Source organism: Ekhidna sp. ABH4_415 (assembly GCF_056161305.1).
This window is the reverse complement of the sequence record NZ_JBSWYW010000001.1, coordinates 455,669-478,098: the sequence shown is the minus strand read 5'-3', so window position 1 is coordinate 478,098 and position 22,430 is coordinate 455,669. Positions and strand designations below refer to the sequence as shown.

Annotated in this window: 20 protein-coding genes and 1 tRNA gene; 9 read left to right on the top strand and 12 right to left on the bottom strand. The window is 40.2% G+C overall.

The features are described 5' to 3' along the window. Positions 1–5: 5 nt before the first annotated feature. The 6 genes from hisH (at position 6) to ACXAH9_RS02100 (ending at position 3,993) form a co-directional block, all read left to right on the top strand. The gene (gene hisH, locus ACXAH9_RS02125; RefSeq protein WP_474893235.1) at positions 6–590 is read left to right on the top strand and encodes an imidazole glycerol phosphate synthase subunit HisH; all 585 of its coding nucleotides are present in this window, start codon (positions 6–8) and stop codon (positions 588–590) included. A 64-nt stretch (positions 591–654) separates the two neighbouring features. After that, positions 655–1,374, top strand: a complete 720-nt coding sequence (gene hisA / locus ACXAH9_RS02120) for a 1-(5-phosphoribosyl)-5-[(5-phosphoribosylamino)methylideneamino]imidazole-4-carboxamide isomerase (protein WP_474893234.1) — start codon at positions 655–657, stop codon at positions 1,372–1,374. A 15-nt stretch (positions 1,375–1,389) separates the two neighbouring features. Continuing rightward, positions 1,390–1,761 (top strand): four helix bundle protein, encoded by a 372-nt coding sequence (locus ACXAH9_RS02115; RefSeq protein WP_474893233.1) that lies wholly within the window; start codon positions 1,390–1,392, stop codon positions 1,759–1,761. Positions 1,762–1,776: 15 nt separating this feature from the next. After that, entirely contained in the window at positions 1,777–2,535 is a 759-nt protein-coding gene (gene hisF, locus ACXAH9_RS02110) for an imidazole glycerol phosphate synthase subunit HisF (RefSeq protein ID WP_474893232.1), read from the top strand. A 5-nt stretch (positions 2,536–2,540) separates the two neighbouring features. Further along, positions 2,541–3,140, top strand: a complete 600-nt coding sequence (gene hisIE, locus ACXAH9_RS02105; protein ID WP_474893231.1) for a bifunctional phosphoribosyl-AMP cyclohydrolase/phosphoribosyl-ATP diphosphatase HisIE — start codon at positions 2,541–2,543, stop codon at positions 3,138–3,140. 109 nt (positions 3,141–3,249) lie between these two features. Then, positions 3,250–3,993 carry a DUF4382 domain-containing protein gene (locus tag ACXAH9_RS02100; protein ID WP_474893230.1) on the top strand — a complete coding sequence of 248 codons (744 nt, stop codon included), beginning with the start codon at positions 3,250–3,252 and terminating at the stop codon, positions 3,991–3,993. 140 nt (positions 3,994–4,133) lie between these two features. Here the strand turns inward: ACXAH9_RS02100 and ACXAH9_RS02095 are convergent, their stop codons facing one another. The 7 genes from ACXAH9_RS02095 to rlmD form a co-directional block, all read right to left on the bottom strand. Further along, the gene (locus tag ACXAH9_RS02095; protein ID WP_474893229.1) at positions 4,134–4,547 is read right to left on the bottom strand and encodes a hypothetical protein; all 414 of its coding nucleotides are present in this window, start codon (positions 4,545–4,547) and stop codon (positions 4,134–4,136) included. A gap of 141 nt (positions 4,548–4,688) precedes the next feature. Beyond that, the gene (locus ACXAH9_RS02090) at positions 4,689–6,386 is read right to left on the bottom strand and encodes a hypothetical protein (RefSeq protein ID WP_474893228.1); all 1,698 of its coding nucleotides are present in this window, start codon (positions 6,384–6,386) and stop codon (positions 4,689–4,691) included. A gap of 26 nt (positions 6,387–6,412) precedes the next feature. Next, complete coding sequence (locus tag ACXAH9_RS02085; protein WP_474893227.1) at positions 6,413–6,613, bottom strand: LuxR C-terminal-related transcriptional regulator; 201 nt, start codon at positions 6,611–6,613, stop codon at positions 6,413–6,415. Positions 6,614–6,728: 115 nt separating this feature from the next. Then, positions 6,729–7,358 (bottom strand): response regulator, encoded by a 630-nt coding sequence (locus ACXAH9_RS02080; RefSeq protein WP_474893226.1) that lies wholly within the window; start codon positions 7,356–7,358, stop codon positions 6,729–6,731. A 2-nt stretch (positions 7,359–7,360) separates the two neighbouring features. Continuing rightward, positions 7,361–9,406, bottom strand: coding sequence for a tetratricopeptide repeat-containing sensor histidine kinase (locus ACXAH9_RS02075; RefSeq protein ID WP_474893225.1), 2,046 nt, complete (start codon positions 9,404–9,406; stop codon positions 7,361–7,363). A gap of 136 nt (positions 9,407–9,542) precedes the next feature. Beyond that, a complete protein-coding gene (locus ACXAH9_RS02070) occupies positions 9,543–9,905 on the bottom strand; it encodes a hypothetical protein (RefSeq protein ID WP_474893224.1) in 363 nt (120 codons plus the stop codon). Beyond that, entirely contained in the window at positions 9,898–11,346 is a 1,449-nt protein-coding gene (gene rlmD, locus ACXAH9_RS02065; RefSeq protein WP_474893223.1) for a 23S rRNA (uracil(1939)-C(5))-methyltransferase RlmD, read from the bottom strand. Before rlmD ends, ACXAH9_RS02070 begins: the two co-directional genes overlap by 8 nt. Positions 11,347–11,463: 117 nt before the next feature. On the opposite strand from rlmD, the gene ACXAH9_RS02060 reads away from it, so the two are divergent. Next, complete coding sequence (locus tag ACXAH9_RS02060) at positions 11,464–14,016, top strand: T9SS type B sorting domain-containing protein (protein WP_474893222.1); 2,553 nt, start codon at positions 11,464–11,466, stop codon at positions 14,014–14,016. On the opposite strand, the gene ACXAH9_RS02055 is transcribed toward ACXAH9_RS02060, so the two are convergent. Next, positions 14,017–16,509, bottom strand: a complete 2,493-nt coding sequence (locus ACXAH9_RS02055) for a DUF5686 and carboxypeptidase regulatory-like domain-containing protein (RefSeq protein ID WP_474893221.1) — start codon at positions 16,507–16,509, stop codon at positions 14,017–14,019. Between the two features lie 129 nt (positions 16,510–16,638). Here ACXAH9_RS02055 and ACXAH9_RS02050 point away from each other — a divergent pair, with 129 nt between their 5' ends. Next, a complete protein-coding gene (locus ACXAH9_RS02050) occupies positions 16,639–17,436 on the top strand; it encodes an SDR family oxidoreductase (RefSeq protein WP_474893220.1) in 798 nt (265 codons plus the stop codon). Here ACXAH9_RS02050 and ACXAH9_RS02045 read toward each other — a convergent pair. Further along, positions 17,429–18,145 (bottom strand): SH3 domain-containing protein, encoded by a 717-nt coding sequence (locus ACXAH9_RS02045; RefSeq protein ID WP_474893219.1) that lies wholly within the window; start codon positions 18,143–18,145, stop codon positions 17,429–17,431. The genes ACXAH9_RS02050 and ACXAH9_RS02045 overlap by 8 nt on opposite strands. Before the next feature lie 95 nt (positions 18,146–18,240). On the opposite strand from ACXAH9_RS02045, the gene ACXAH9_RS02040 reads away from it, so the two are divergent. Beyond that, positions 18,241–18,313 (top strand) — tRNA-Lys (locus ACXAH9_RS02040). A gap of 172 nt (positions 18,314–18,485) precedes the next feature. Here ACXAH9_RS02040 and ACXAH9_RS02035 read toward each other — a convergent pair. The 3 genes from ACXAH9_RS02035 to ACXAH9_RS02025 form a co-directional block, all read right to left on the bottom strand. Then, complete coding sequence (locus ACXAH9_RS02035) at positions 18,486–20,132, bottom strand: PAS domain-containing sensor histidine kinase (RefSeq protein WP_474893218.1); 1,647 nt, start codon at positions 20,130–20,132, stop codon at positions 18,486–18,488. Between the two features lie 115 nt (positions 20,133–20,247). Next, positions 20,248–21,909, bottom strand: a complete 1,662-nt coding sequence (locus tag ACXAH9_RS02030; RefSeq protein WP_474893217.1) for a sensor histidine kinase — start codon at positions 21,907–21,909, stop codon at positions 20,248–20,250. Between the two features lie 24 nt (positions 21,910–21,933). Beyond that, positions 21,934–22,308 (bottom strand): response regulator, encoded by a 375-nt coding sequence (locus ACXAH9_RS02025; RefSeq protein ID WP_474893216.1) that lies wholly within the window; start codon positions 22,306–22,308, stop codon positions 21,934–21,936. Between the last annotated feature and the right edge of the window lie 122 nt (positions 22,309–22,430).

The following is a 22,430-nucleotide window of genomic DNA, read 5'->3' as shown; positions in this document are numbered from 1 at the left end:
GACAATTGATAGCTATAGTAAAATACAATGCGGGCAATATCCGATCAGTGAAAAATGCACTTGACCACATTGGTGTTGAGTCTGTGATCACAGATGATCCTGATACATTGAGAGCTGCTGAAAAAGTTATTTTTCCTGGTGTGGGAGAGGCCGGGACAGCTATGAGTTACTTGAAGGAAAGAGGACTGGATGAAGTCATTATTTCATTGGAGCAGCCTTTTCTGGGTATTTGCTTAGGCATGCAATTGATGTGCGCACATTCGGAGGAAAAGGACACCAGGTGTTTGGGTATTTTCAAGGAGAACGTTCGTAAGTTTCCTCCAAAGGGAATTGTGCCACATATGGGTTGGAATGATTTTACTAAAGTAGAAGGACCGCTATTTGAAGGACTAACTAATGAGAGTAACATGTACTTTGTGCATAGTTACTATGCTGAAGTAGGAGAGGATACGATAGGTGAAACGGAGTACCTGGTGCCATTTACATCAGCATTACAAAAGGATAACTTCTTTGGAGTGCAATTTCATCCAGAGAAGTCAGCGGATGTGGGGCAAATGTTATTGAAGAATTTTCTTGATTTACGATTTTAGTTTTAATGAGCTGCTTAATGAAAAATCGAAAAAATCTAAAATCTTTCAATCTAAAAATTGAATCATGCGAATAATACCAGCCATAGACATCATCGAAGGAAAGTGCGTGCGCCTATCCAAAGGTGATTACGACACAAAAAAAATTTACAATGAAGACCCGCTTGAGGTTGCTCAGCAATTTGAAGATGCAGGGCTTCAGTATTTACATCTGGTTGATCTCGATGGTGCGAAAGCCAAACACATTGTCAACTGGAAAGTTTTGGAGAAACTGGCATCAAAAACACAGCTGAAAATAGATTTTGGAGGAGGCATCAAGTCAGATGAAGATCTGCGCATTGCTTTTGAAAGTGGTGCACAGCAAATCACCGGAGGAAGTATCGCTGTGAAGGAGCCCGTAAAATTTACTTCATGGATCACAGCTTATGGTGCCGAAAAAATCATCCTGGGTGCAGATGCTATGGATGGAAAGATAGCTGTATCCGGTTGGCAGGAGGAATCTGACCTTGAAATTGAAAGTTTCATTCAAGACTATGTAACGAAAGGAATTGAATATGTGATTTCTACAGACATCTCTAAGGATGGCATGCTGGAAGGACCTTCGTTTGATTTATATCAGTCCATTCTTGAGAAGCTGCCGGATTTGAAACTGATTGCTAGTGGTGGCGTGTCAAACATAGATGATTTGGTGAAATTGAAAGAACAGGGACTCGAAGGAGCGATTGTAGGGAAAGCGATTTATGAAGGATTTATTCGATTAGGTGATTTGAAAGAATTATTCGATTAATAAATCAATGATATTATGACTGCTGATAAATTGAAAAAACGAACCTTGAAATTCGGGGTTGACATTGCCCTTTTTTGCAAAATCATATACCCTGATTCATTGCTTAGAGCGTATGCGAATCAACTCATTAGGGCTTCCAGTTCTGTTGGAGCTAACTATCGAGCGGCCTGCAGGGCAAAGTCAGGAAAGGATTTTATTAATAAGCTCAAAATTGTGGAAGAAGAATGCGATGAATGCATGTTTTTTTTAGAATTAATTAAAGAGTTGAAACCTGACAGTCAATCATCTATAGATCCCTTATGGAACGAGGCAAATGAAATTCTATCAATCATTGTTGCTTCAATAGGCACTACAAGGAGGAGTTTGAACAAATCGAAAAAATCTTAAAATCCAATTAATCGAATGACTCTCAAGAAGCGAATCATACCGTGCTTAGACATCAAAGACGGACAAACCGTCAAAGGTGTCAACTTTGTAGATATCCGAAATGCGGGTGACCCAATTGAGCTGGCGAAGCGCTATGTAAAAGAAGGTGCTGACGAGTTAGTGTTTCTAGACATAACTGCAACAGTGGAAGGAAGAAAGACCTTTGCAGCCCTCGTTGAGGAAATCGCACACGAAATCAACATTCCCTTTACTGTGGGTGGTGGTATTTCTTCTGTCGAGGATGCAGCAGTCTTAGTTAAAGCGGGTGCAGACAAAGTCAGTGTTAATTCTGCTGCGGTTAAAAGACCGGAGCTGGTTTATGAAATCGCTCATGAGTTTGGAAGTCAGTTTCTAGTGGTGGCGATAGACGCAGGTCTGGTAGATGGTGAATGGAAAGTGTTTGTAAAAGGAGGAAGAGAAGCTACCGAGATCGATGTATTTGAGTGGGCAAAGAAAGTAGAAGGACTAGGTGCTGGTGAAATATTACTTACCTCTATGCAGCATGATGGAACAAAAGCTGGTTTTGCAATAGAGTTAACAAATAAGCTTGCAAGCGATCTGAATATCCCAGTAATTGCATCAGGTGGTGCGGGCACTAGCGAGCACTTTGCTGAGGTGTTTGAGAAAACGAAAGCCACAGGTGCTTTGGCAGCCAGCGTGTTTCACTTTGGTGAGATCCCTATTCCTGATTTAAAGAAAGAATTGAGTAAACAGAATATAGAAGTTAGAATATAGAAAATATGAGTCAACAGCTATCAGCCAACAGCCAACAGCTAGTTCCCGCCATCATCCAACATGCACAATCCAACCAGGTGCTAATGCTTGGCTACATGAATGATGAGTCATTCGCAAAAACTAAAACAGAAGGAAAAGTGACTTTCTATAGTCGATCAAAGGAGCGACTTTGGACAAAAGGCGAGACTTCCGGGAACTTCTTAAATGTGGTTAGTATTCAGGAAGATTGCGATAACGACACCTACTTGATCAAAGTGATTCCTGAAGGAGACACGTGTCACAAGGGTACCTACACTTGCTTTGGGGAAAAAGAACCTGCTGGTTTCCTTCACGAATTACAAGGGGTGATCCAATCAAGAAAAGCCAACCCATCCGAGAAATCGTATACTGCGGACCTTTTCCAAAAAGGAACCAAGAAAATTGCTCAGAAAGTAGGTGAGGAAGCAACAGAAGTGATTCTGGAAGCGATGGATAACAAGAAAGATTTGCTGATTGAGGAGTCTTCTGATTTGCTATATCATTTTTTGGTCTTGCTCGAAGATCAGGGATTAAAACTGGAGGATGTAGAGGCTAAATTGATGGAGCGGCATTTGAAGAAGCACTGATCGAACGCTACTTTCTTTTGATCGAATGTTTAATTTAAAATTGAATAATATTGAGATTAAATTGTAATTTTGAGTTATGATAAATTATTCAACAGCTATAATCAAAAACATGAAATATTATCTTTTAACTGTATTATCGATCATTTTCCTTGCTTCATGCGGTAGCGATGATCCTGAAAACGCGCGACTTCAGGTAGTGCTGGTTGATGCTCCTGCTGAGTACGACCAAGTGAATGTGGATGTCCAGGAAGTCAATGTTAAACTTGATACTGGCTGGACGGATGTAAGCGATTTCGATCCGCAGGTGATGAACCTTTTGGATTTGGTCAATGGAACTGAGGCAGTTTTGGCAGATACAGACATCCCAGCTGGGAGATTGGGGGAGGTTAGGCTAGTTCTTGGTGATAACAACTCTTTGGTTATCGGTGGTGAATCCGTAGATTTAACCATTCCCTCGGGATCGGAATCAGGATTAAAAATCAAAATCAATCAGGACTTGCTAGCAGGTGTCACTTACAAGCTTATCCTGGATTTTGATGCAGCAAAGTCAATCGTAGAAACAGGAAATGGTGAGTTCAAATTAAAGCCGGTTATCAGAGCAAATATGGAAGCACAAACCGGAGCTATCTCAGGTAGTATTTCACCTGCTGAAGACGGAGTAGTTGTTTATGCCATTGTCAATGACGACAGTGTATCAACCTACAGTGATGCAGATGGACTTTTCTTAATCAGTGCACTTGAAGCTAATACCTACAATGTGGTCGCGATCAACGCAACTGATACTGTTTCAGCTGATGGAATTGAAGTTGTGGTAGGTGAAGTTGCTGACGCTGGAGAATTGGTATTTGAATAAAAATTCTGTAAAATAGAAATACTCAAAAGGCCGACAGTTATTGTTGGCCTTTTGAATTCAATTTGCTCTTAAAAATAGGAAGTTGAAATTGAAAGATGTGGAGGCTAAATTGATGAAGCGGCATTTGAAGAAGTCATAGTCTAGGACTTCTTTGGTACACCTTTTAAAAATGAATCCATCGCCTGCTTTAGGCCCTCCTTGTCTTTGATTAAGTCGCTTGAGATGGATAGTGGTGCTCCCTCTTTCAGGTGTAGTGTCCACACCACCGTTTCAATTCCCTTAGCGTTTGAAACGGTTCGCAGATACTTTTCAATGGTTTCTTTTCGCACCGATTGACTTTTACGAAAGTTTTTGATGCTGACCTGCCCATTAGATATCGAGATGGTCGTGAAGCTCCTAACCACCGCTATCGTAGTGATCAGTCCGATAAGAAGCAAGACCCAAATCAAGATATCGGACTCACTATTTCGCAGTATTAGAGCTGTTCCGAAAAATGCGCCGGGCACCAAAATCATAATATTATTAGATCTGAAAACTTCTCTTTGATCATCCATGGTTATCCTCAAACCTTAAATGTAAGGGTTGGAGAAAATTTACTGAATTGGATTTCATTAAATATTAAAAAGACTGCCTTTCCAGGCAGTCTCTCAGTTAAAATAGAATCACCACGATTCGTACTTTAAATCTTTCTTCGATCAAAGCTTAGCAGGATCGAGTTTCCCTAACCAGATCTGATTTTTTGTATCTTTAGTTGAGCCGTATCCCAGAAAGATTTTTTTCTTTCCTCCATCAATTGAAATTGAGGGTATACCTTCCGATGGAATGGCGTAAAGCAGGAACTTTTCATCACCTAATTTTTGGTAATCCTCCAGTGTTCCGGACTCAGGATCGAACTTGGCAATGGCACCAGTAAATCGTTTAACAATAGTCGTTTGGGTATATTCGATACTCCCTTCCGTCCATTTGCTTACGTATTTATTTATCTGATTTACTGTGAAGGTATTCCAAAACATATTGCCATTGGGTCCTGTGAAAATCTGTCCTTGATCTTGAAAAAACCGTGGGTCAGTATCCGGATCTATTGCACCACCGATTCCTGCTTTTTCTTTTTGCGATTCAATTCCATAGAGCCGCTTGAAAGTACCATCAGCGGCAAATTGGAACATTAACAAGCTTTTATAAAGTGGTTTTGTTGATCTGGCGTCCAGGCTCCAATCCTGCGCGTTGATGAAAATATCTCCATTAGGAGCAATATTTAGATTGCCAAATGCTACACGCTTGCCATCATATTCAACTTTCTTTTTCTGACCAGCAGGTTTCACAGAGAGTTGATTAATCTCATCCAATGTTGGACCCGCAACAAAATCCACCTTGTCGTCAGTCACTTTAAGGATTTGGAAAACATCTTGTTTGCCAGTTCCAATAGCAGCCAAAATATCCTGATGCTTTTCGTTCACATCTTTAGATTCTCCTGGCCCATAAACATATACGGACCCATCCTTTTCGTAAGCACCTAGGATCTGCCAGTTGTTGGCTTTGGTTTTAAATGTGGCTTTATTCATCAATTCACCTTTTGGAGAAAGACGGACATAGGTCCATTCATTTGGGTTTGGTGCTTGATTCACTTTAGGCTTGTATACTTTACCGCCAGCATTGGCGAAGATGACGATCATGTTTACATCACCAGTTTCAGTAATAAACCATCCACCAAAAAAATGTCTTTGCGCATAATCAAAAGACCACTCAGCTACTACTTCGCTTTCTAAATTTGGCTTGATACGATTCACTTTATATGAATCGACAATTAGTCTTTTCTTGTTTACCGTACCAGAAACATAAAGTAAATCACCGTCAGCATTGTTGTAATGCAACACATATGGATTTTGCATGGTCTTACCCACAAGCTCTTTGGCTTTTACCTTTTCTATCACCTTCGTTTCAACATCATATGTGCGACTCGTCCAGTTGTAGTTGTACGTTGCTTCCGTTTTTTCGATTTTGTTGTTCATTAATCCACCCAGTGTCAGCATGGTAGTTGTATAATCTTCGCCTTTATAGTTGGCTGGCATGGTAGCAGCATCAGTTTTTACGGTCGTTTGGTTAGCGTCATATCCTCTTACTTCGATTTCTTCTGAATGATCAGATAATAGATTTAAGTCATAATCAAAAACCAGTCGGTTTCTTTTGATAGACTTTCTTTTCACCTTGTTTACATAAACCAGCTCAAACTGCTGATTTTGATCATTGACGATAACTTCATTGGGGAAGCCGTAAAACGCAGAAAACCTACTGTCTTTTTTTGACAGATCAATGATGTTTTCTTTCTCCAGAAGCTGTGCAGGCAATTGGAAAAGCATGCACAACAATATGTGACTAGCAATAATTTTTTTCATGATGATTGATTTAAATGAATAATGATTTATTGTGATTTTTTCTCAGCAAGTACATGTTTGACCAATCCAACCACATTAGTTACACCCGTTTTTGAGTAGATACTCTTTCGATGGGATTCGACCGTGCGTTCACTAATTCCCAATTCACTAGCTATGACTGAGTTAGATTTTTCATCGAGAATTAGCTGCACGATCTCATTTTCACGTGGTGTTAATGGTACTGACATAGGCTTCCAAGATTTTCATATCAAAGTTGATTTGAATAAAAACCGGATGCATCAGGGGGTTTATGCATTTTCCACTAGGGGAATTCCCTTAGTGGAGATCATTTACGGGGATAAATCAGACTAATTGATGCTCTATCGCAAATTTGGTGAGTCCAACAAGTGTGGAGGTGCTGGTTTTGCGAAAGATGTTGCGCTTGTGTGTCTCTACGGTTTTTTCGCTAATGAAGAGCTCTTCCGCTATTTGTTTACCGGTATACTCTTTTACAACCAGAGATATTATCTCTCGCTCTCGTTCACTCAATAGCTCTTCAATTGAAGGGTACTTGATGTCGTCTACCAGCATTTTTGTAACAGCGCTACTTACAAATGTTTCTCCCGAGAACGTTTTTTCTACTGCTTCAATCAACTCATTCTGAGTAGAATGCTTAAGGACATAACTATCTGCACCGGCCTTTAATACATCTTTTACAATATGCTTTTCCTGATGCATGCTTACGGCAATAATTCCGATATCTGGATATGTTTTTTTTACTTCGACGATAAAATCCGTCCCTTTCATTTCAGGCATGTTTACGTCGGAGATTAGAATATCGATTTTAGAATTTCCGAGAATTTCTAAGGCTCGTTTTGCGGAGTTGGATGTAGCCACAATCTGGTGATTACCATGATTTTGTAACAATTCCATGATACCATCAATCATCAGCTGGTGATCATCCACGATCAAGATTTTAATTGGTCCCTTCATCTTTAAGCTACTTCAGCTTCTTGTTTCAAGTATGGTACTTCCATGATTACGGTCGTATTTTTTCTGCCGGGAGAAGTATCAAATTCAATTTCCCCATGAAGTAGGCCCAGTCGAGAGTGGATGTTTTTCCAACCATTTCCTTTTCCATTTTTAAATTGAGTCAAGTCAAATCCATCCCCATTATCTTCCACAATTAGTGAAATTCCGTGACCAATATCTGTTATGCTGATATTAAGTTTAGATGCATTGGAATATTTAATGACATTGCTAACGAGTTCCTGAATAATCCGATAGATGGCCACTTTTTGTTCATCGTCGATATTATTCTTGATATCAAAAGACTGGAACTCTACTTTAAGTCGACCATTAGCGTTGATTTGATCTTTGAGTTCATCGATGGCTTCTTCCAGGCCTTTTTGAAAGAGGGTATGAGGCATCAGGTCAAAAGCAATGTTTTTAAGCGAGCTATACATAGTGTCCAAAATGGTCTCTGATTTTTCTGGTGTCTCGCTGTTGGGATTCGTCACATTTAATTTGAGTGCGGAGATTAACTGACCAAAGTCGTCATGAAGATCCATTGCAAAGCGCTTCCGCTCCTTTTCCTGTGATTGAATAACCGCTCGAATTTGCTCTTCCTTTGACCGGGTTCGTTCTTTTTCCAGCATTACACGCTGTTTGTATTGATTTCTTTTGAACAACCAGAAACCTATAACAATAAGCCCTGCCAATAATGCAATAAGAATGAAAATACTTGTTCTGTTGTTTTTAATAACAGCTGCTTGAAGCTCTTTTTCAGTATTTAATAGCTCAATCTCCTGTTCCTTTTTCTCAGTCTCATATTTAGTCTCCAGCTCTGCTATTTGATTGTTTTTTTGTTCATTTAGCATGGAGTCTGTGTAAGCATAATACAAGTCCTTGTACTTAAGAGCTGCTTTGTAATCATTGAGATCAGTGTATGCTTCTGACAGAGATAGATAATATTGCTGGAAGTGGTATTTTGATTTGAGTTCTTGTAAGAGAACGATTGCCGAGTCGCTGTATATGAGTGACTGACCCATGTTCTTCAGTTTGCGACTTACATCCATCACCTGAAGGTAGCTACCGGCTATAATGTTCCTGTCATTGATCGTTTTGGCTGCCTGAATAGCTTCTTTGGCTGTGCGTAATGCATTCTCTAATTCACCATTCTCCTCGTATATGATTGATAGATTATTCAATCCTATGACCTGACCCTGCTTGTTTCCGGTCGCATCATACATTGAAATGGCCTTGTTAAGAAAAATGGCACATGAGTCCAGTTTTTGCTGGAAGAAATAATTCCCTGCGATATTCATGGTGGCATTCCCAGCCGATACTGTGTCTCCTTTGCCTAAGCTTCCAGCCAACGCGAGCTTTAAATAGTCATTCGCTTTTTTGTATTCTTTAATCTCGGTGTAGGTAGTTCCAAGCTGATTATATACATCAATGCAATTCTGGGTCACACTGTCATCGCAATGGGGCAGTACCTGAAAGTAATAGTAGGTTGTGGAATCGAAATTTTTAAGTCGATAGTGAGCATAGCCAAGATGGTAAAAAGACTTTAGAATAGATTCCTGGCTATTTGCTTTTTGAAATCCTTCAAGAGCCTTCCTGAAGAATGTCAAACTCTCCGCATGATATCCTTGCTTAACAGCTGCCAGTCCCCTCATCTCGGCAACACGTGCAAGTCCATCTAAATCATTAATGGATTGATAAACCTCTTCAGCTTTGGATATGTATGCCTTTGATTCTTCATATTCAAAGTTCTGCTGATACACATATCCCATATTAAGGTAAGATCTGGCAATGAGCTTTGTATCCCCTAACTCTTCACTCATTTCAATTGCTTGGCGAGCGTATGATAAGGCTTTGGTGCTATCTCTACCGGCGTACTGATCTGTCAATTGATGGAGGATCTTCAGGTTTTCAACATTGGGTTCATGGCTAAGTTCGCTTTCAAGAAAGGTTGATTGCGCATAGTTCTGAAACCCAAACAGTATAAGCAGAAGAACGGGGAACAAGCGTGTCATGATTAGGTGATTTTAGTGATAAAGTCCTAATCAATTTGCAAAAAAATGATGGGATTGTCAATACCTATATGGTATTCGACCTGGCAATAGGTTAAGTTGTTAAATTCCTCTGTCCACTTTATTTGGAAAGATGAGATTAATCAATGGGATAGGGGACAAAAACGAAGTTAGTGAACTGCTCATCAATCACAAATAAGCAGCAAAACTCGTCCGGATCTTTATAGTTTTCTTTAAAAACCTTCTCATCTGCGATTATTCCCCGCTGTGTGAATTCCTCCATCATGGAAGCAAAGTATTTCCAGCTATTCTCCGCTTGCCCTTTATCTACCAGTAGTTGTCCGATCGGTTGATCAATCTTGCACATAGCAAAAACAGGATATTCTGAAAACTCTTGCTGTTTAATGGCATATGAAGCTTCCTTAAGTGATTCGGAGACCTTCACAAAATCAGAGGATATCTGACCTAAGTATTTTGGATCTAGTTCTGGATCGTTATGCATTTTCCTTCAATTTTAAAAGTACGACATTCTCAACATGTGCAGTTTGCGGGAACATATCTACCGGCTGAATTTTAACCACATCGTACGACTGCCCCAGCACTTCTAAATCCCTTGCCTGTGTGGCAGAATTGCAGCTCACATAAACGATTCGATCGGCTTTCAGATCAGCAAGTAGCTGTGTTACTCTTGGGTGCATGCCAGCCCTTGGTGGATCTGTAATAATCACATCAGGTTTTCCATGGGTATTAATGAATTCATTGCCCAGCAAATCTTTCATATCACCCGCATAAAAATCCGTATTGGTGATCCCGTTGATCTCACTATTGATCTTCGCGTCCTCAATGGCGACTTCCACATATTCAATGCCCACCACTTTTTTCGCTGAACGAGCAACAAAATTGGCGATGGTCCCGGTTCCCGTGTAGAGATCATAAACCAACTCATCCCCTTTCAGATCAGCAAAATCAGCAGCTACCTTGTAAAGTTCATGTGCTTGCTCTGAGTTAGTCTGGTAAAAGGACTTAGGACCAATCTTAAACTTCAAATCACCCATTTGCTCCATGATATGATCCTTTCCGGCAAACAACTCTACCTCAAGATCGCTGTATGAATCATTCCCCTTTTCATTCACCACATACATCAGTGAAGTGATTTCAGGAAATTCCTGTTTGATGAAGTTCATTATCAAATCAATCAACCCCTGATCCTTGTAATGTACCTGCAACACCACCATTACCTCACCTGTTGAAGCTGTTCGGATGACCAGATTTCTTAGAAATCCTTCCTGCTTTTTTACGTCATAGAATGAAATCTGATGCTGATCTGCGAAAGCTTTCACCTTCAAACGAATGTCATTAGAAGGGTCTGGCTGTAAATGACATTTATTGATGTTCACGATTTTACTGAACTGCTTTGGTATGTGAAAACCAAGTCCTGTTCTTACTTGCTCTTCACCGCTTTCTATCTCCTCTTTAGTCAGCCACCTGAAATTTGAAAAAGTGAACTCTAGTTTATTCCGATAGAAGGAAGTTTTCTCTGAGCCTAAAATGGGCATGACATCAGGAAGGTCCAATCCACTGAGCTTTCGCAGATTCTCCTCTACATGTCCCTGCTTGTATTTTAGCTGTGCATCATAGCCCATATGCTGCCATTTACATCCCCCACATAATCCAAAGTGCTCACAAAAAGGCTCAATGCGCTCTCCTGATTTCTCAATCAGCTCCTCTGCGTATGCTTCCAGAAACTTCTTTTTCTTGCCTACAATCCTGGCTCTTACCACATCCCCGGGTACGGTCTCCTTCACGAACACTACTTTTCCGTCTACACGCCCTACACCTTTTCCTTCCGACGATATTCCGGTTATTTCCAGCGCATCAATTGTTGCTCCTTTCTTCATGGCCGCAAAATTACTATGCCGACCACTGCTTTTCAGGGTTTTCATTGTTTCATGTGTTAATATTGGCTTTCAAACGGACACATTGTATGCACTTAAATTTTTATTCACTCGGTTAATTGAAGTTCAGGGATTTAGTTCATTTCATTGTTGTGATTTAGAGTAATGAAAAAAATACTAATCACATTTTTCTTTTTCTTTTCTATTGGAATATCCCACGCATTTCATATTGTGGGCGGTGAAATAGAATTCATTTATGTCAGTGATGGCCTCTATCGAATCAACCTTATCCAATACTTTGATGAAGCTCAATCTCAAAACCCAGGACCTGATCCGTTTGTAACGGTCTATATTTTTAGAAATAGCGATGATCAGCTAATGTCAACTCATACACTAAATCTGTCCCTTCAGGAGGATGTAGTGTATACCAATATCGAATGTGCGATTGATGAGTTGCAAACTTCAAGAGTGTTGTATTCGGCAGACGTTGCACTTAGCCCCCCATCCTATGCCGATGAAGACGGATATTACATTGTATGGGAAAGATGTTGCAGAAATGAGGGCGTTAAAAACATCATTAACCCAAATAATGCAGGGATGAAGTACACGTTGGAGTTTCCTCCACTTATGAGAAACGGTCAGATTTTTAAGAACTCCTCTCCTGTTCTTTTTAAACCCTTGAGTGACTATGCTTGCATTAACCAATTGTATTATGTTGAATTTACGGGTACTGATCCTGATGGCGATTCATTGGTTTATTCGCTTGTGCCGCCATTGAATAGTTCAGCCGGGGGTATTGCTGTCCCAACGCCCCAACCCAAACCACATTTTCCGGTTGGTTTTGCTTCCGGATACTCAGCTAATAACATGATACCGGGAAGTCCTCCGCTAAGAATCTCAACTAAAGGTTTAATAACCGTAAATCCATCTGAAACAGGCCTATTCGTTTTTTCTGTTTTGGTAGAAGAATATCGGGATGATGAAAAAATAGGAGAAGTTAGAAGAGATTTTCAGATGCTGGTAGTGGATGGTTGCGAGCCACCTGATCCCCCTGTTGTTGATATTGACATACCCGGCAATCCTACTTTTGACCCTGAGACTGACATTCTTTCCTACACTGCCAGCGACACGGAGAAATGCTTTGATTTTCTAGTCTCTAATGTTACCCCGGGTGAAACGATCTCCTTCAGGGCTGAAGGTGTCAATTTTGACGAAGAGCTAAATGAGGTCTTTTCTTTCAATGATTCACTGGCAAATGGAAATGAATTGATCGTTGAAATCTGCATCCCTGACTGCCCTCCTACCAGAGATGAACCATTTATTATTGATTTGATTGCTGCTGACAATGCCTGCCCTCTCCCTCAGCTAGACACGCTTCGTCTCACCATTGAGGTAGAACCCCCACCCAACGAAACCCCGGTAGGTTCAGTTAGCAATAATGTATTAACCGTTGCAGAAAATGACAGTGGTCTTAGAACCATCAGCGGAACAGATGCGGATGGAGATGAACTCGATTTAACACTTTACATAGAAGGAATTGAAGACCCAACTGTCCATGGTTTTGATATCATAAATGTAACAAGTGGAGCCGGCAATATTTCCGGTGATTTGATCTGGGATACCGATTGTGAAACGTATGATTTTTCAGAGTTTCAAAACTTCAATATCGGTGTGATCATCAATGATGCCGATCAATGCAATGTACCGGGAGATACCGTTTTTATTGATGCGACAGTAATACTACCACCCAACACAAACCCAGAGGTTTCAATAGTTGGATCACTCCCCAGTCAAATAGAGTTGGGCAACATGCTGGATTTCGAAGTAACCGTAACCGATTCAGATGGAGATGGTCTATCACTCATATTCGTAGGCGATTTTGATTCTGAATTCTACGGCGCAAGCTTCACACCGGTTAACGGAGTAGCCAATATCAGTTCCAGTTTTGTTTGGGATCTCTCCTGTAATGCTGATGTTTTTAAGGATGGTCAGCAATTTGAATTACTTTTCATCGCAGATGACAATGATAAATGCAAGTTGAAAAATTATGACACGCTCCGCCATGTTATACAGGTGAATTACCCTCCCAACGTTGCTCCGCAGTTCGATCCAATTAATCGGAATCAATCATTGAGAGTGAATGAGTACGCGGAAATAGAAATTGGAGCCTTTGATACCGATAACCAAGATATTACCATCGAATTCGCTCCAGGCATTCGCACACCTGCCTCGAACACATTGGAGCTCGAACCGGTAACCGGACAAGGGCGTGCTACCGCTATTTTGAAATGGCAGCCAGAGTGTTCTCTCCTCAGGTTTGGTGAAACATCCTCTCTACAGGATGTAGTCATTCAGGTTTCAGACAATGCCTGTCCCATCCAGGAAATTGATACACTAATTCTAACCTTTGAGATTTTTGATGATTCGGATCGACAGAAAGAGTTTTTACCACCGAATGTATTTACTCCAAATGGTGATGGCGTAAATGATTTTTTCAGCATGTCTGGGAACCCTGAAATCAACCAAAACCTGCCACCTGATAATTGTGACAATACTTTCGAATACATTGTCATTTCAAATAGGGCGGGAGCTCCCGTTTTCAGATCCGAATCCAGAGATTTTGTCTGGACAGGTAATCAATTCCCTAGTGGGGTGTACTACTATGTAATCAAATACAGTAATACCGAATTTAAAGGCTATGTGCATTTAATGAGGTAGTTAAAAACCTACTCCGATCCTGAATCCTCTTGCAACTAATGAATTATTTCTATATCCCCAATAGAAGTCCACACGCATGAATTTAAAAATATGTTCAATGCCTGCTCCCACCTCTACATAATTACCGATTGTTTTTGTTGTTAAATAATTCAAAGAAGCAACTGCTTGCAAGTTCAACTTCTTGACTAACGGTATTTTGTTAAAAATAAATTCATTGAAATGGTGCTCATAATGTCCTTCTAAAAAAGAGTTTGTTGTACTAAAAACATAAAAAGGTAGTAACTCAAATCTATACGGCTTATTCAATACACTAAGATTTGTTTGATTCCCGTTGAAGTGCTTAAAATCAACAAAAGTTAATGAATCTTTATTCATGAAAGTCCCGACTAATAAATGGTAAGATGAAGTTCCAAACAATCCTAAACTAATATCATCAGACACCCTGGCTTGTAAAAAATCAAAATTGATATCTCCTCCTAACGCTTCAATCCCTTTCCTATAGGTCAGATATAATTCAGGATATTTAGAACTATATATAAATTTCCGATCGGGTCTTGTGGCATATGTCTGCTTGAATCTAAAGCGAAAAGTTGTTTCAAAAATCAATGCCTGATGTGCTGGGAAACCAGTTTCTGGAAGCTCCATATTTGGAGGTTGATTGATTGTGAAATCCTCACCTCCGCTGGAGGCCCATGTAAAATTCGTGGTGTTTGTTAATGTATCCCGTCGTGCATACTCTAGCTTAGTATTTAGCAAAATGCCATTTTTTACTTCTTGCTGAAACCCAATGTAACCAAAAGATTTTTCAAAAATCTTCATATAATTCTCTCCATTTATAAGTGTTGTGAAACTGTTGATAAATGGAGTCAAGGCCTCATCTTCATCGAATTGGGAAATGTACCGTCCTCCCCCTAGATAAAAGCGTGTGAATTTATTATCGAGCTTTCTGTAACTGGCATCAAACTTGGCATTGAATTGTTCATTCGAGAATCCATATCGAATGGCCGGCCTGATCCAGTATTTAGTTCTTCCATCTACCTGCTTCCAAATAGTTGGTTGGATTTCAGGCACAAAACCTTCTACCGTGTTAAACTGGAAAATGCTTATGACCGCTGGAAGGGACCAGTATTTCTCCTCTATACTGTTAGAGTGTTTGTATCCGCTCAGAAAAATATTTCCAAGGGTCAATTTATTTGTTTCGTTATCAACCGAGTCCTTGTAGGCAGGGCTTTCCTTCACAAGTCGAATACTATCTTTCACCTGATAATCCTTTACCTCTATCTCTGTGAGAGGAATTGGACGAATGTCCTTCCAGTAGGTAGAATCTCGCTCATTGGATCCCTCCTCTACCACCAGAACTTCGGCAGTAAAGTCTTCTTGCTGGAATAAGTCTTTTTCTTCTTTTTGACCGAATTTCTCTTCATACAATCCTGCCTCACGGTAAGCATCATAGTTGGGTTCTACCTCGTAATTAGAGTATATACCCACGTAATATCCACTTCCCTTAAAACCAAAAGCACCAAACCTGAAAGAATACTTCTGTGAGATTGGCATCCAAATGTCATGCTCGGCCGGTGCAAACACCTGGTTGATTTTAAGTGAATCAATGAACTCAAGCCCTCGTGCTTTAGTAACAAAAAGATCTATGGTGTGAAACCGCCATTCATCCTCCACGATGTATACTACTCCTTCAAACACCGGATCCGTGGCGCGTTTAGGAATTACCTTAATCTTGTTGATAAGCTTTCCACTCTCCTCAAAAAAGCCCAGCCATTCATAATCATAAAAGAGAAATGCATTCGGAGCTATAGGGGAAACGTACTCGCGCTCCATATCCAGGTCTATGAATTTACTGTATGCGTTGATATTAAAATCAGATGCTTTATTGAAGCTGAATCCTTGCTCGTTTCCACTCACCTTAGAACTGATCATTCGTTCAGATACTTTGTCAGGCAATTCAAAGGAAAATTCAGAAACGGACTCTGAGAGGTATAAAATACCGGTATCAATGGTGACCTTTTGTCCTAGAATTTTGTCTGGTTTTTTATCTAGCCGAAACAGTCCCTTCAGGTAGGCATCTGTATGAAATGCGCTCACTTCATTTTCATAAAATTTTCTTTTTTTCATCGTCTCACGAATGACTCGCTCCGCAGGATCTTCGTCACCAGCAGTGACCACTACTTCCTTTAACTGGAGTGCCTGCTCACTTAGCGTAAAATCAAGTCGGATAGTCTGGTCATTATTAACCGTCACGGGCTTCTCCATAACACGGTAGCCCACATGCTGAGCTACAACGGTGTGAGATCCGGGAGGGATCTTCAGGAAAAATTCACCTTCACTATTTGATGTGGTGCCGTTGGTCGTACCCTTGATGTAGACAGTTGAAAAAGGAAGGATTTCCCCGGAATCACTTTTGGTTGTCCCTTTGATTCCGGTTTGTGCAAGGGTGCTGATAGAAACGAGAATGATAGATGCGTAGGTGATTAATTTCATATTAGGTCAGTACTCCAAATTTTAGTGATAATGCATCAGGTCCTAATTAGGTTGCATCGTGGATATTTTCTCCAAAGTTTTTCAATGTGCTTATCTTGGCAAAAGTTATACCAGAGGTAAAATTTTTACATGCAAAAAGTAGCAATAATAACAGGAGGTTCATCGGGTATTGGTAAGTCATTGGTACTAAAATACGCCAATGAGGGATACGCAGTGGTGTTTACTGGAAGGAATGGAGAACGAATGGCGCAAGTGGCAGAAGAACTTGGTGAACGGCCACACTTGGCATTGGAACTAGACGCTGCAGGAAAAGAGGACAATAAAAAAATGGTGGATGAAACCATCAAAAAATTCGGCCGGATCGATGTGCTCGTTTGTAATGCAGGAATCTCTATGCGGGCCCTTTTCGAAGATGTGGAGCTGGAGGTGTTCGAAAAACTGATGGACATTAATTTTTATGGAGCCATCTACGCTACAAAATTTGCTCTTCCTCACTTGCTCGAAAGCAAAGGAACAATCATAGCTATATCTTCAATTAACGGCTGGCGTTCCACTCCGGCAAGGTCTGCTTATTCCTCATCCAAGTTTGCGATGCAGGGATTTTTTGAAGCACTGAGAACCGAGGTGATGACACGAGGTGTGCATGTGCTTGTGGTATGTCCGGGGTTTACCAGCTCAAACATCCGAAACGCTGCTTTGACGGCAGATGGAAAAGCTCAGGGAGAGTCTCCTCGTAATGAAAAGAAAATGATGACCTCAGAGGAAGTGGCTGAACGAACATTCAAAGCTGCTAAGAAGAAAAAACGTGACTTGATCTTAACGTTTGAAGGAAAAATGGCGGTGTTGCTTAACAAATTTATTCCTTCCAGGCTAGACCGCATGATTTACAACATGATGAAAAAGGAACCGGATAATCCACTTAAATAACCTTTATCCTTCCTCGTCTCACATACGCCTCCTGCCCTTCCCACTGCACCTTGGTCCAGACGTCATTCTGATCAAGCACCTTCACTTTATGGCCCTTTGAAAGGATTTCTAAAGGTTCAGCTCCTGCAGAAGGTCCTGATCTTAATAAGGTGTTATTAGAAACGATAATACCACGTGTCGTTCCAGATATATTATTGATCGCAAAAATCATGACCACAACTATTATTTGAATAATTCCTGCAGCTATCGGCTTTTCATCTTCTTTTGCCTTTCGGATGACGTATGCCAACAGTAGCAGAGAAACTGCTAAGAGAAGTAACGTGAACTGAATGCGGTACTTTTCCAATAGCGACAGGAAATAATGTGTGTCATTGTATTGGTAACCTTTCAGGTCATTTGCCTCTGCAAGCTCCTCAATTTTACCAACTACATTTCGGTCTGCAGATAATTGATAGTATTTATCCAAATAGAAGAGCGCTTCTGCATAATCATTCAGGCCGTCCTGAATAAATGCCATCTTTAACAACATTGCCGGTGAAGCTTGACCTGAGTCATAAATTTTTTCGTAGAGGCTTAAAGCCTCTGTGTATTTCTGCTGACTAAACAGAGAATCTGCCTGATTTAAACGCGGATTTTGAGCATTTAAATCAACAATTGTGCAACAGAATAAAATTCCTAGAAATAATCTCACCTTTATTCGGTTAATCATGTGGTAAAATTGATTAAGATTTCTATTTTTGCATCCGCAATTTAAGGCAAGGGTCTTGAATTGCACTTCTTTTTATACAAAAGGAGAATTAAAATGACTGGCTAGCTCAGTTGGTAGAGCAACGCCCTTTTAAGGCGTGGGTCCTGGGTTCGAGCCCCAGGCCAGTCACTTTAAAAGCCTCAACATATGTTGGGGCTTTTTTTGTTGTATTTTGATTGAAGCGAGAAGCCTGTCCCGAACTTGTTTCAGGAAGCCCTGCCTGTCGGCAGGAAGGCCCAGGCCAGTCAAACGCAAAAACCTATATCATAAAAAAGCCCCAGTAAATACTGAGGCTTCTTATTTAATCCGTAGCTGATTTTGGAATCTTAATCTCTACTGTCGTGCCTTTGTTTGGCTCACTCGTCAAAGACACATCACAATTATTTTTTTCTAAAAGCCCCAGACTTAAACTGAGACCGAGACCGGCACCCATTTCCTGATCTGTGCCAACTTTCGATTTCTGAATTTCTTTATTTATAATCGATTGAATTCGGCCGGAAGACATCCCTACGCCGGAATCCACGATACTGACAATCGTTTCAGTCTCATTCTGATCACTGAAGACTTGCACCTTACCGCCACCATTGGTGTACTTGATCGCATTGTGAATCAAATTTCTAATGGCCACCTTAAAATGGTTCTCATCGATCCAGGCTTCCATATCTTTCGGTGTATCTATTCGAAAATCGATGTTTTTACGCATAATCAACGTGTGAAATAAATCCGCATTTTCCTTAACCACCTCACTTATATTAACTTTAGCTGGGTATGCATTGATACCTCCTAGTTGCATACGTGCCCACTCCAATAGCTCATCTACAGTGCCAGTTAAGCTTTCAAGTCGCTTTTTCAGACTTTCCTGATATTCTAAAAATTGTTCTTTTGAGATTACGTCATCGTGATTCAGATTCAAGATGCTATGAAACAGATTAAGCGGACTTTTAATATCATGAGCTATAATTGAGAATAGCTTATCCTTCGTTTCGTTAGCCACCTTCAGTGCCCGATGTGCCTTTACTAGCTCTGTTACATCGTCCACACAAATTGCTATGGATTCTAACTCTCCGTCAGAATTGAGAATGGGTTCATACTTACCATTTGCTGAGATGGTAGACCCATCAGGAAGATTGGTTTCTTCCAAAAATGAAACCTGCTTTTTTTCAGCTATTGCCTCTTGAAACATCGGTTCATGCTTATCAAAAATTTGCTGAGGTAAAATCTCTGCCCTATTCCTTCCCAGAAGCTCACGACGAGAATACCCAAAGCGTATAGCGTAATTGTGATTAGCCAAAATGAAATTCCCTTCCTTATCAACCAGAGCCATAAGCAGAGGAGCATTATCCAGCAATGACCTGAGTGTCTGCTCATGCTGATCCGATCGATCAAATGCTTTGATCAAAATAGATCGAAAAACATAGAGGAATAAATAAAGTATGGAAGCAACAACCAGATTGTTGACTATTATTAACCCATAGTTGCTGCCAAACTCCATCCCTTGGCTATTAAGAATTATTATTTTAAGGGTAATGAATCCAGCAAAGATGAGCCAGAAAGCCAGATGTTTTTTTACTCCATCTACTAAAAACATGGATATTGCCATTGCAGCAAACAGCATATTTTCTGCATCAACATAGACACCTTCCACCACATATATTAAAACCGCACATATGATCATTACAACACCCACGATTATGAAATAGCCCTTAGAAAATGGAATCTTGCCGTAACTATTAAATACAAGAGAAAGTGAAAGAATAATGCTTGCTATCAGACAAAGCAGCGGCTGAATAACCAATCCAAAGGTCATTGTAATGGCTCCCAGCAACAGGCTTGTACACACACAGAAAACAATGAGATAATTGAAAAGCGCTATTCGACGCTTTTCAAGCGGGGTTTGAGCATAGCTCATACCTATTCTTAATAATTTCTTAAACGAGAAGGGTTCCATGGTGAAATCTGATTGAAAGCTGGCTTCCAGAATAGTAAATAAGAAAAACACCTAAAAGGTAACCACCTATTGGTTGCTTAATAGAATCAATCGATGAGATGGCTATTTTTGTAGTTTAATTCTTGGAAAGGGTTTGTGTACGCTTATCGCTTACCTGCATCTTAATGACAACTTCCGTTCCCTTTCCTGGCTTGCTATCAATCTCTACTTTGCAATTGTTTTTCTCCAGCAATTCCAAACTCAAGCTAAGTCCCAATCCGGTACCCAATTCACCATCTGTTCCACTTCTCGACGGCTGAAGTTCTTTCTCTAGGATAGATTTTACCTGGTCTATATCCATTCCTACTCCTGAATCTTTTATTTTCAAGATGACCGACCCATTTTTTTGACTGCCGATCAAATGAATATTTCCTCCGGAGGGAGTAAATTTCAGCGCATTATGAAGGATGTTTCGCACTCCGATTTTCAAATGATTGCTATCAACCCATGCTTTGATTTCAGGCTCAATTTCTGAGTGAACGGAAATTTTTTTATGATCGATCAGCTCCTTATACAGATCAAGGTTTAACTGCACCACTTCCCCAATGTCAGTAGCAACAGGGAGTGAGTTCACTCCATCTAATTGTGTACGTGCCCAATCTAACAGCGTATTAACAGTTCCTTTTAGTTCAGAAAGTTTCTCTTTAATTCTTTTCTGGTGCTTCTGGAAATCCTGTGGAGACATCTCAATTTGCTGTGAAACGTCCAGAAGACCATCAAATAAGTCAAGTGGTCCACGAATGTCATGCGCAACAATGGAAAATAGCTTATCCTTTGTTGAGTTAGCTGTAGCAAGCTTGATTTTCGCTACCTCCAGTTTAGTTACATCACTTACAAAAACTGATACACCCAATATTTCTCCGCTTTCAGAATAAACTGGCATATATTTCCCGCCGGCATAAAAGGAGCTACCATCTGGCATTTTCGTATGTTCCAAAAATTCGGGACTCTCTCCGTTCAATGCTTGCTCGACAAGTGGTAAATGGGTCTTGAGAATATTAGGTGGAAGTACATCTTTAACGCTGGACCCAATGATCTTTTCTCTATCCATACCAAACGATTTCTCATAATTGAGATTTACCATCCGATAACGCAGATCCGTATCCACTAAGCCAATATAAAGCGGAACATTGTCTATCATGGAGTATAGCAGTTCATCTTTTTCTTTAAGCCGAACGAATGATCGTAAAAGTGATTTTCTAAATGCTTCAGAAAAAAGAAATATTATGAGGCAGAGAATGGAAACATTTTGAATAGTTAGGTAAAAGTTCAAATCGTATGGCTGACCAGAAAAATCCTGCTTCACAAACTTCAACCAAATCAAAAATCCATAAATAAATAAAAAGCCAACGTATCTAAACTTACCATCATACAGTAGATAGTTGACAGCCATAAAAGCAACCAGTATATTCTCAACCTCATTATATCTGCCTTGTTTCAGAGCCACAAATGATGTTATTGTAAGCAATGACACTGTAAGGCCTAAAAAATATGTACGTGCCAGTACATAATATCTGAGATGGTTGAAATAGACAACCAACAGAAATAGAAGACCTCCTGAAAGTGTTATTATAAATTGAGGAAACAGCCCCTCAAAAATGATAAGAACTGTAACGGAAAGTGATATTAAGCTGCTTACCAGTGCAAGACTGTTGACGAACAATACCCGTCTGTAGTCCAGAGGATTCTCCAACCCCTCTAGGCCAGCGTGGTTAATCTTTCTAAAAATGCTCTTCATGCCGCAGGCGCTACCTGCCGGATCCTAATGACCCATTAATTTAATGCATTTATGAATGGCATTTACTAATTGATCGGAGTTTTTGAGTGGCTTTTGTATAAAGGAGACATAATCTACCTCATAATTATCCATTACTTCCTGAGGATGACTGGATATCACAATAGTCTTTGGCTTATGATCACTGATCTCCAGTACTTCCGGTCCCTCTAGCCCGGAAATATTAATATCAAGCAACAAAATGTCTGGCTTATCCATATCGATACGCTTTGCTGCTTCGAGGGTGTTGTCACAGCTGCCAAGCAATTCTACTTCCGCCACTTTTTTAACAACAACTTTTAGTATCTCTACAAAAGCCGGATCATCTTCAATGATTAAGCATGTATACTTCGGGTCGCTCAAGGTTAGATTATTTTTCTTTAATTATAGCGTGATAAAAATAGGGCTTTTTCGCGGACGAAAAAATTGATCAGTGTGATGCAAAGAAAACATCAATACAATTCTTTTTATCTTAAAAGTCTAAA

Coding starts and splice junctions, on each gene's coding strand:
- ACXAH9_RS02090 (WP_474893228.1), bottom strand. CDS start 6,386: ATGAAAAAAATTATTGCTAGTCACATATTGTTGTGCATGCTTTTCCAA.
- rlmD (WP_474893223.1), bottom strand. CDS start 11,346: ATGAAAACCCTGAAAAGCAGTGGTCGGCATAGTAATTTTGCGGCCATG.
- ACXAH9_RS02100 (WP_474893230.1), top strand. CDS start 3,250: ATGAAATATTATCTTTTAACTGTATTATCGATCATTTTCCTTGCTTCA.
- ACXAH9_RS02050 (WP_474893220.1), top strand. CDS start 16,639: ATGCAAAAAGTAGCAATAATAACAGGAGGTTCATCGGGTATTGGTAAG.
- ACXAH9_RS02085 (WP_474893227.1), bottom strand. CDS start 6,613: ATGTCAGTACCATTAACACCACGTGAAAATGAGATCGTGCAGCTAATT.
- hisIE (WP_474893231.1), top strand. CDS start 2,541: ATGAGTCAACAGCTATCAGCCAACAGCCAACAGCTAGTTCCCGCCATC.
- ACXAH9_RS02060 (WP_474893222.1), top strand. CDS start 11,464: ATGAAAAAAATACTAATCACATTTTTCTTTTTCTTTTCTATTGGAATA.
- ACXAH9_RS02055 (WP_474893221.1), bottom strand. CDS start 16,509: ATGAAATTAATCACCTACGCATCTATCATTCTCGTTTCTATCAGCACC.
- hisF (WP_474893232.1), top strand. CDS start 1,777: ATGACTCTCAAGAAGCGAATCATACCGTGCTTAGACATCAAAGACGGA.
- ACXAH9_RS02030 (WP_474893217.1), bottom strand. CDS start 21,909: ATGAAGAGCATTTTTAGAAAGATTAACCACGCTGGCCTAGAGGGGTTG.
- ACXAH9_RS02035 (WP_474893218.1), bottom strand. CDS start 20,132: ATGGAACCCTTCTCGTTTAAGAAATTATTAAGAATAGGTATGAGCTAT.
- ACXAH9_RS02115 (WP_474893233.1), top strand. CDS start 1,390: ATGACTGCTGATAAATTGAAAAAACGAACCTTGAAATTCGGGGTTGAC.
- ACXAH9_RS02070 (WP_474893224.1), bottom strand. CDS start 9,905: ATGCATAACGATCCAGAACTAGATCCAAAATACTTAGGTCAGATATCC.
- ACXAH9_RS02075 (WP_474893225.1), bottom strand. CDS start 9,406: ATGACACGCTTGTTCCCCGTTCTTCTGCTTATACTGTTTGGGTTTCAG.
- ACXAH9_RS02095 (WP_474893229.1), bottom strand. CDS start 4,547: ATGGATGATCAAAGAGAAGTTTTCAGATCTAATAATATTATGATTTTG.
- ACXAH9_RS02045 (WP_474893219.1), bottom strand. CDS start 18,145: ATGATTAACCGAATAAAGGTGAGATTATTTCTAGGAATTTTATTCTGT.
- ACXAH9_RS02080 (WP_474893226.1), bottom strand. CDS start 7,358: ATGAAGGGACCAATTAAAATCTTGATCGTGGATGATCACCAGCTGATG.
- hisA (WP_474893234.1), top strand. CDS start 655: ATGCGAATAATACCAGCCATAGACATCATCGAAGGAAAGTGCGTGCGC.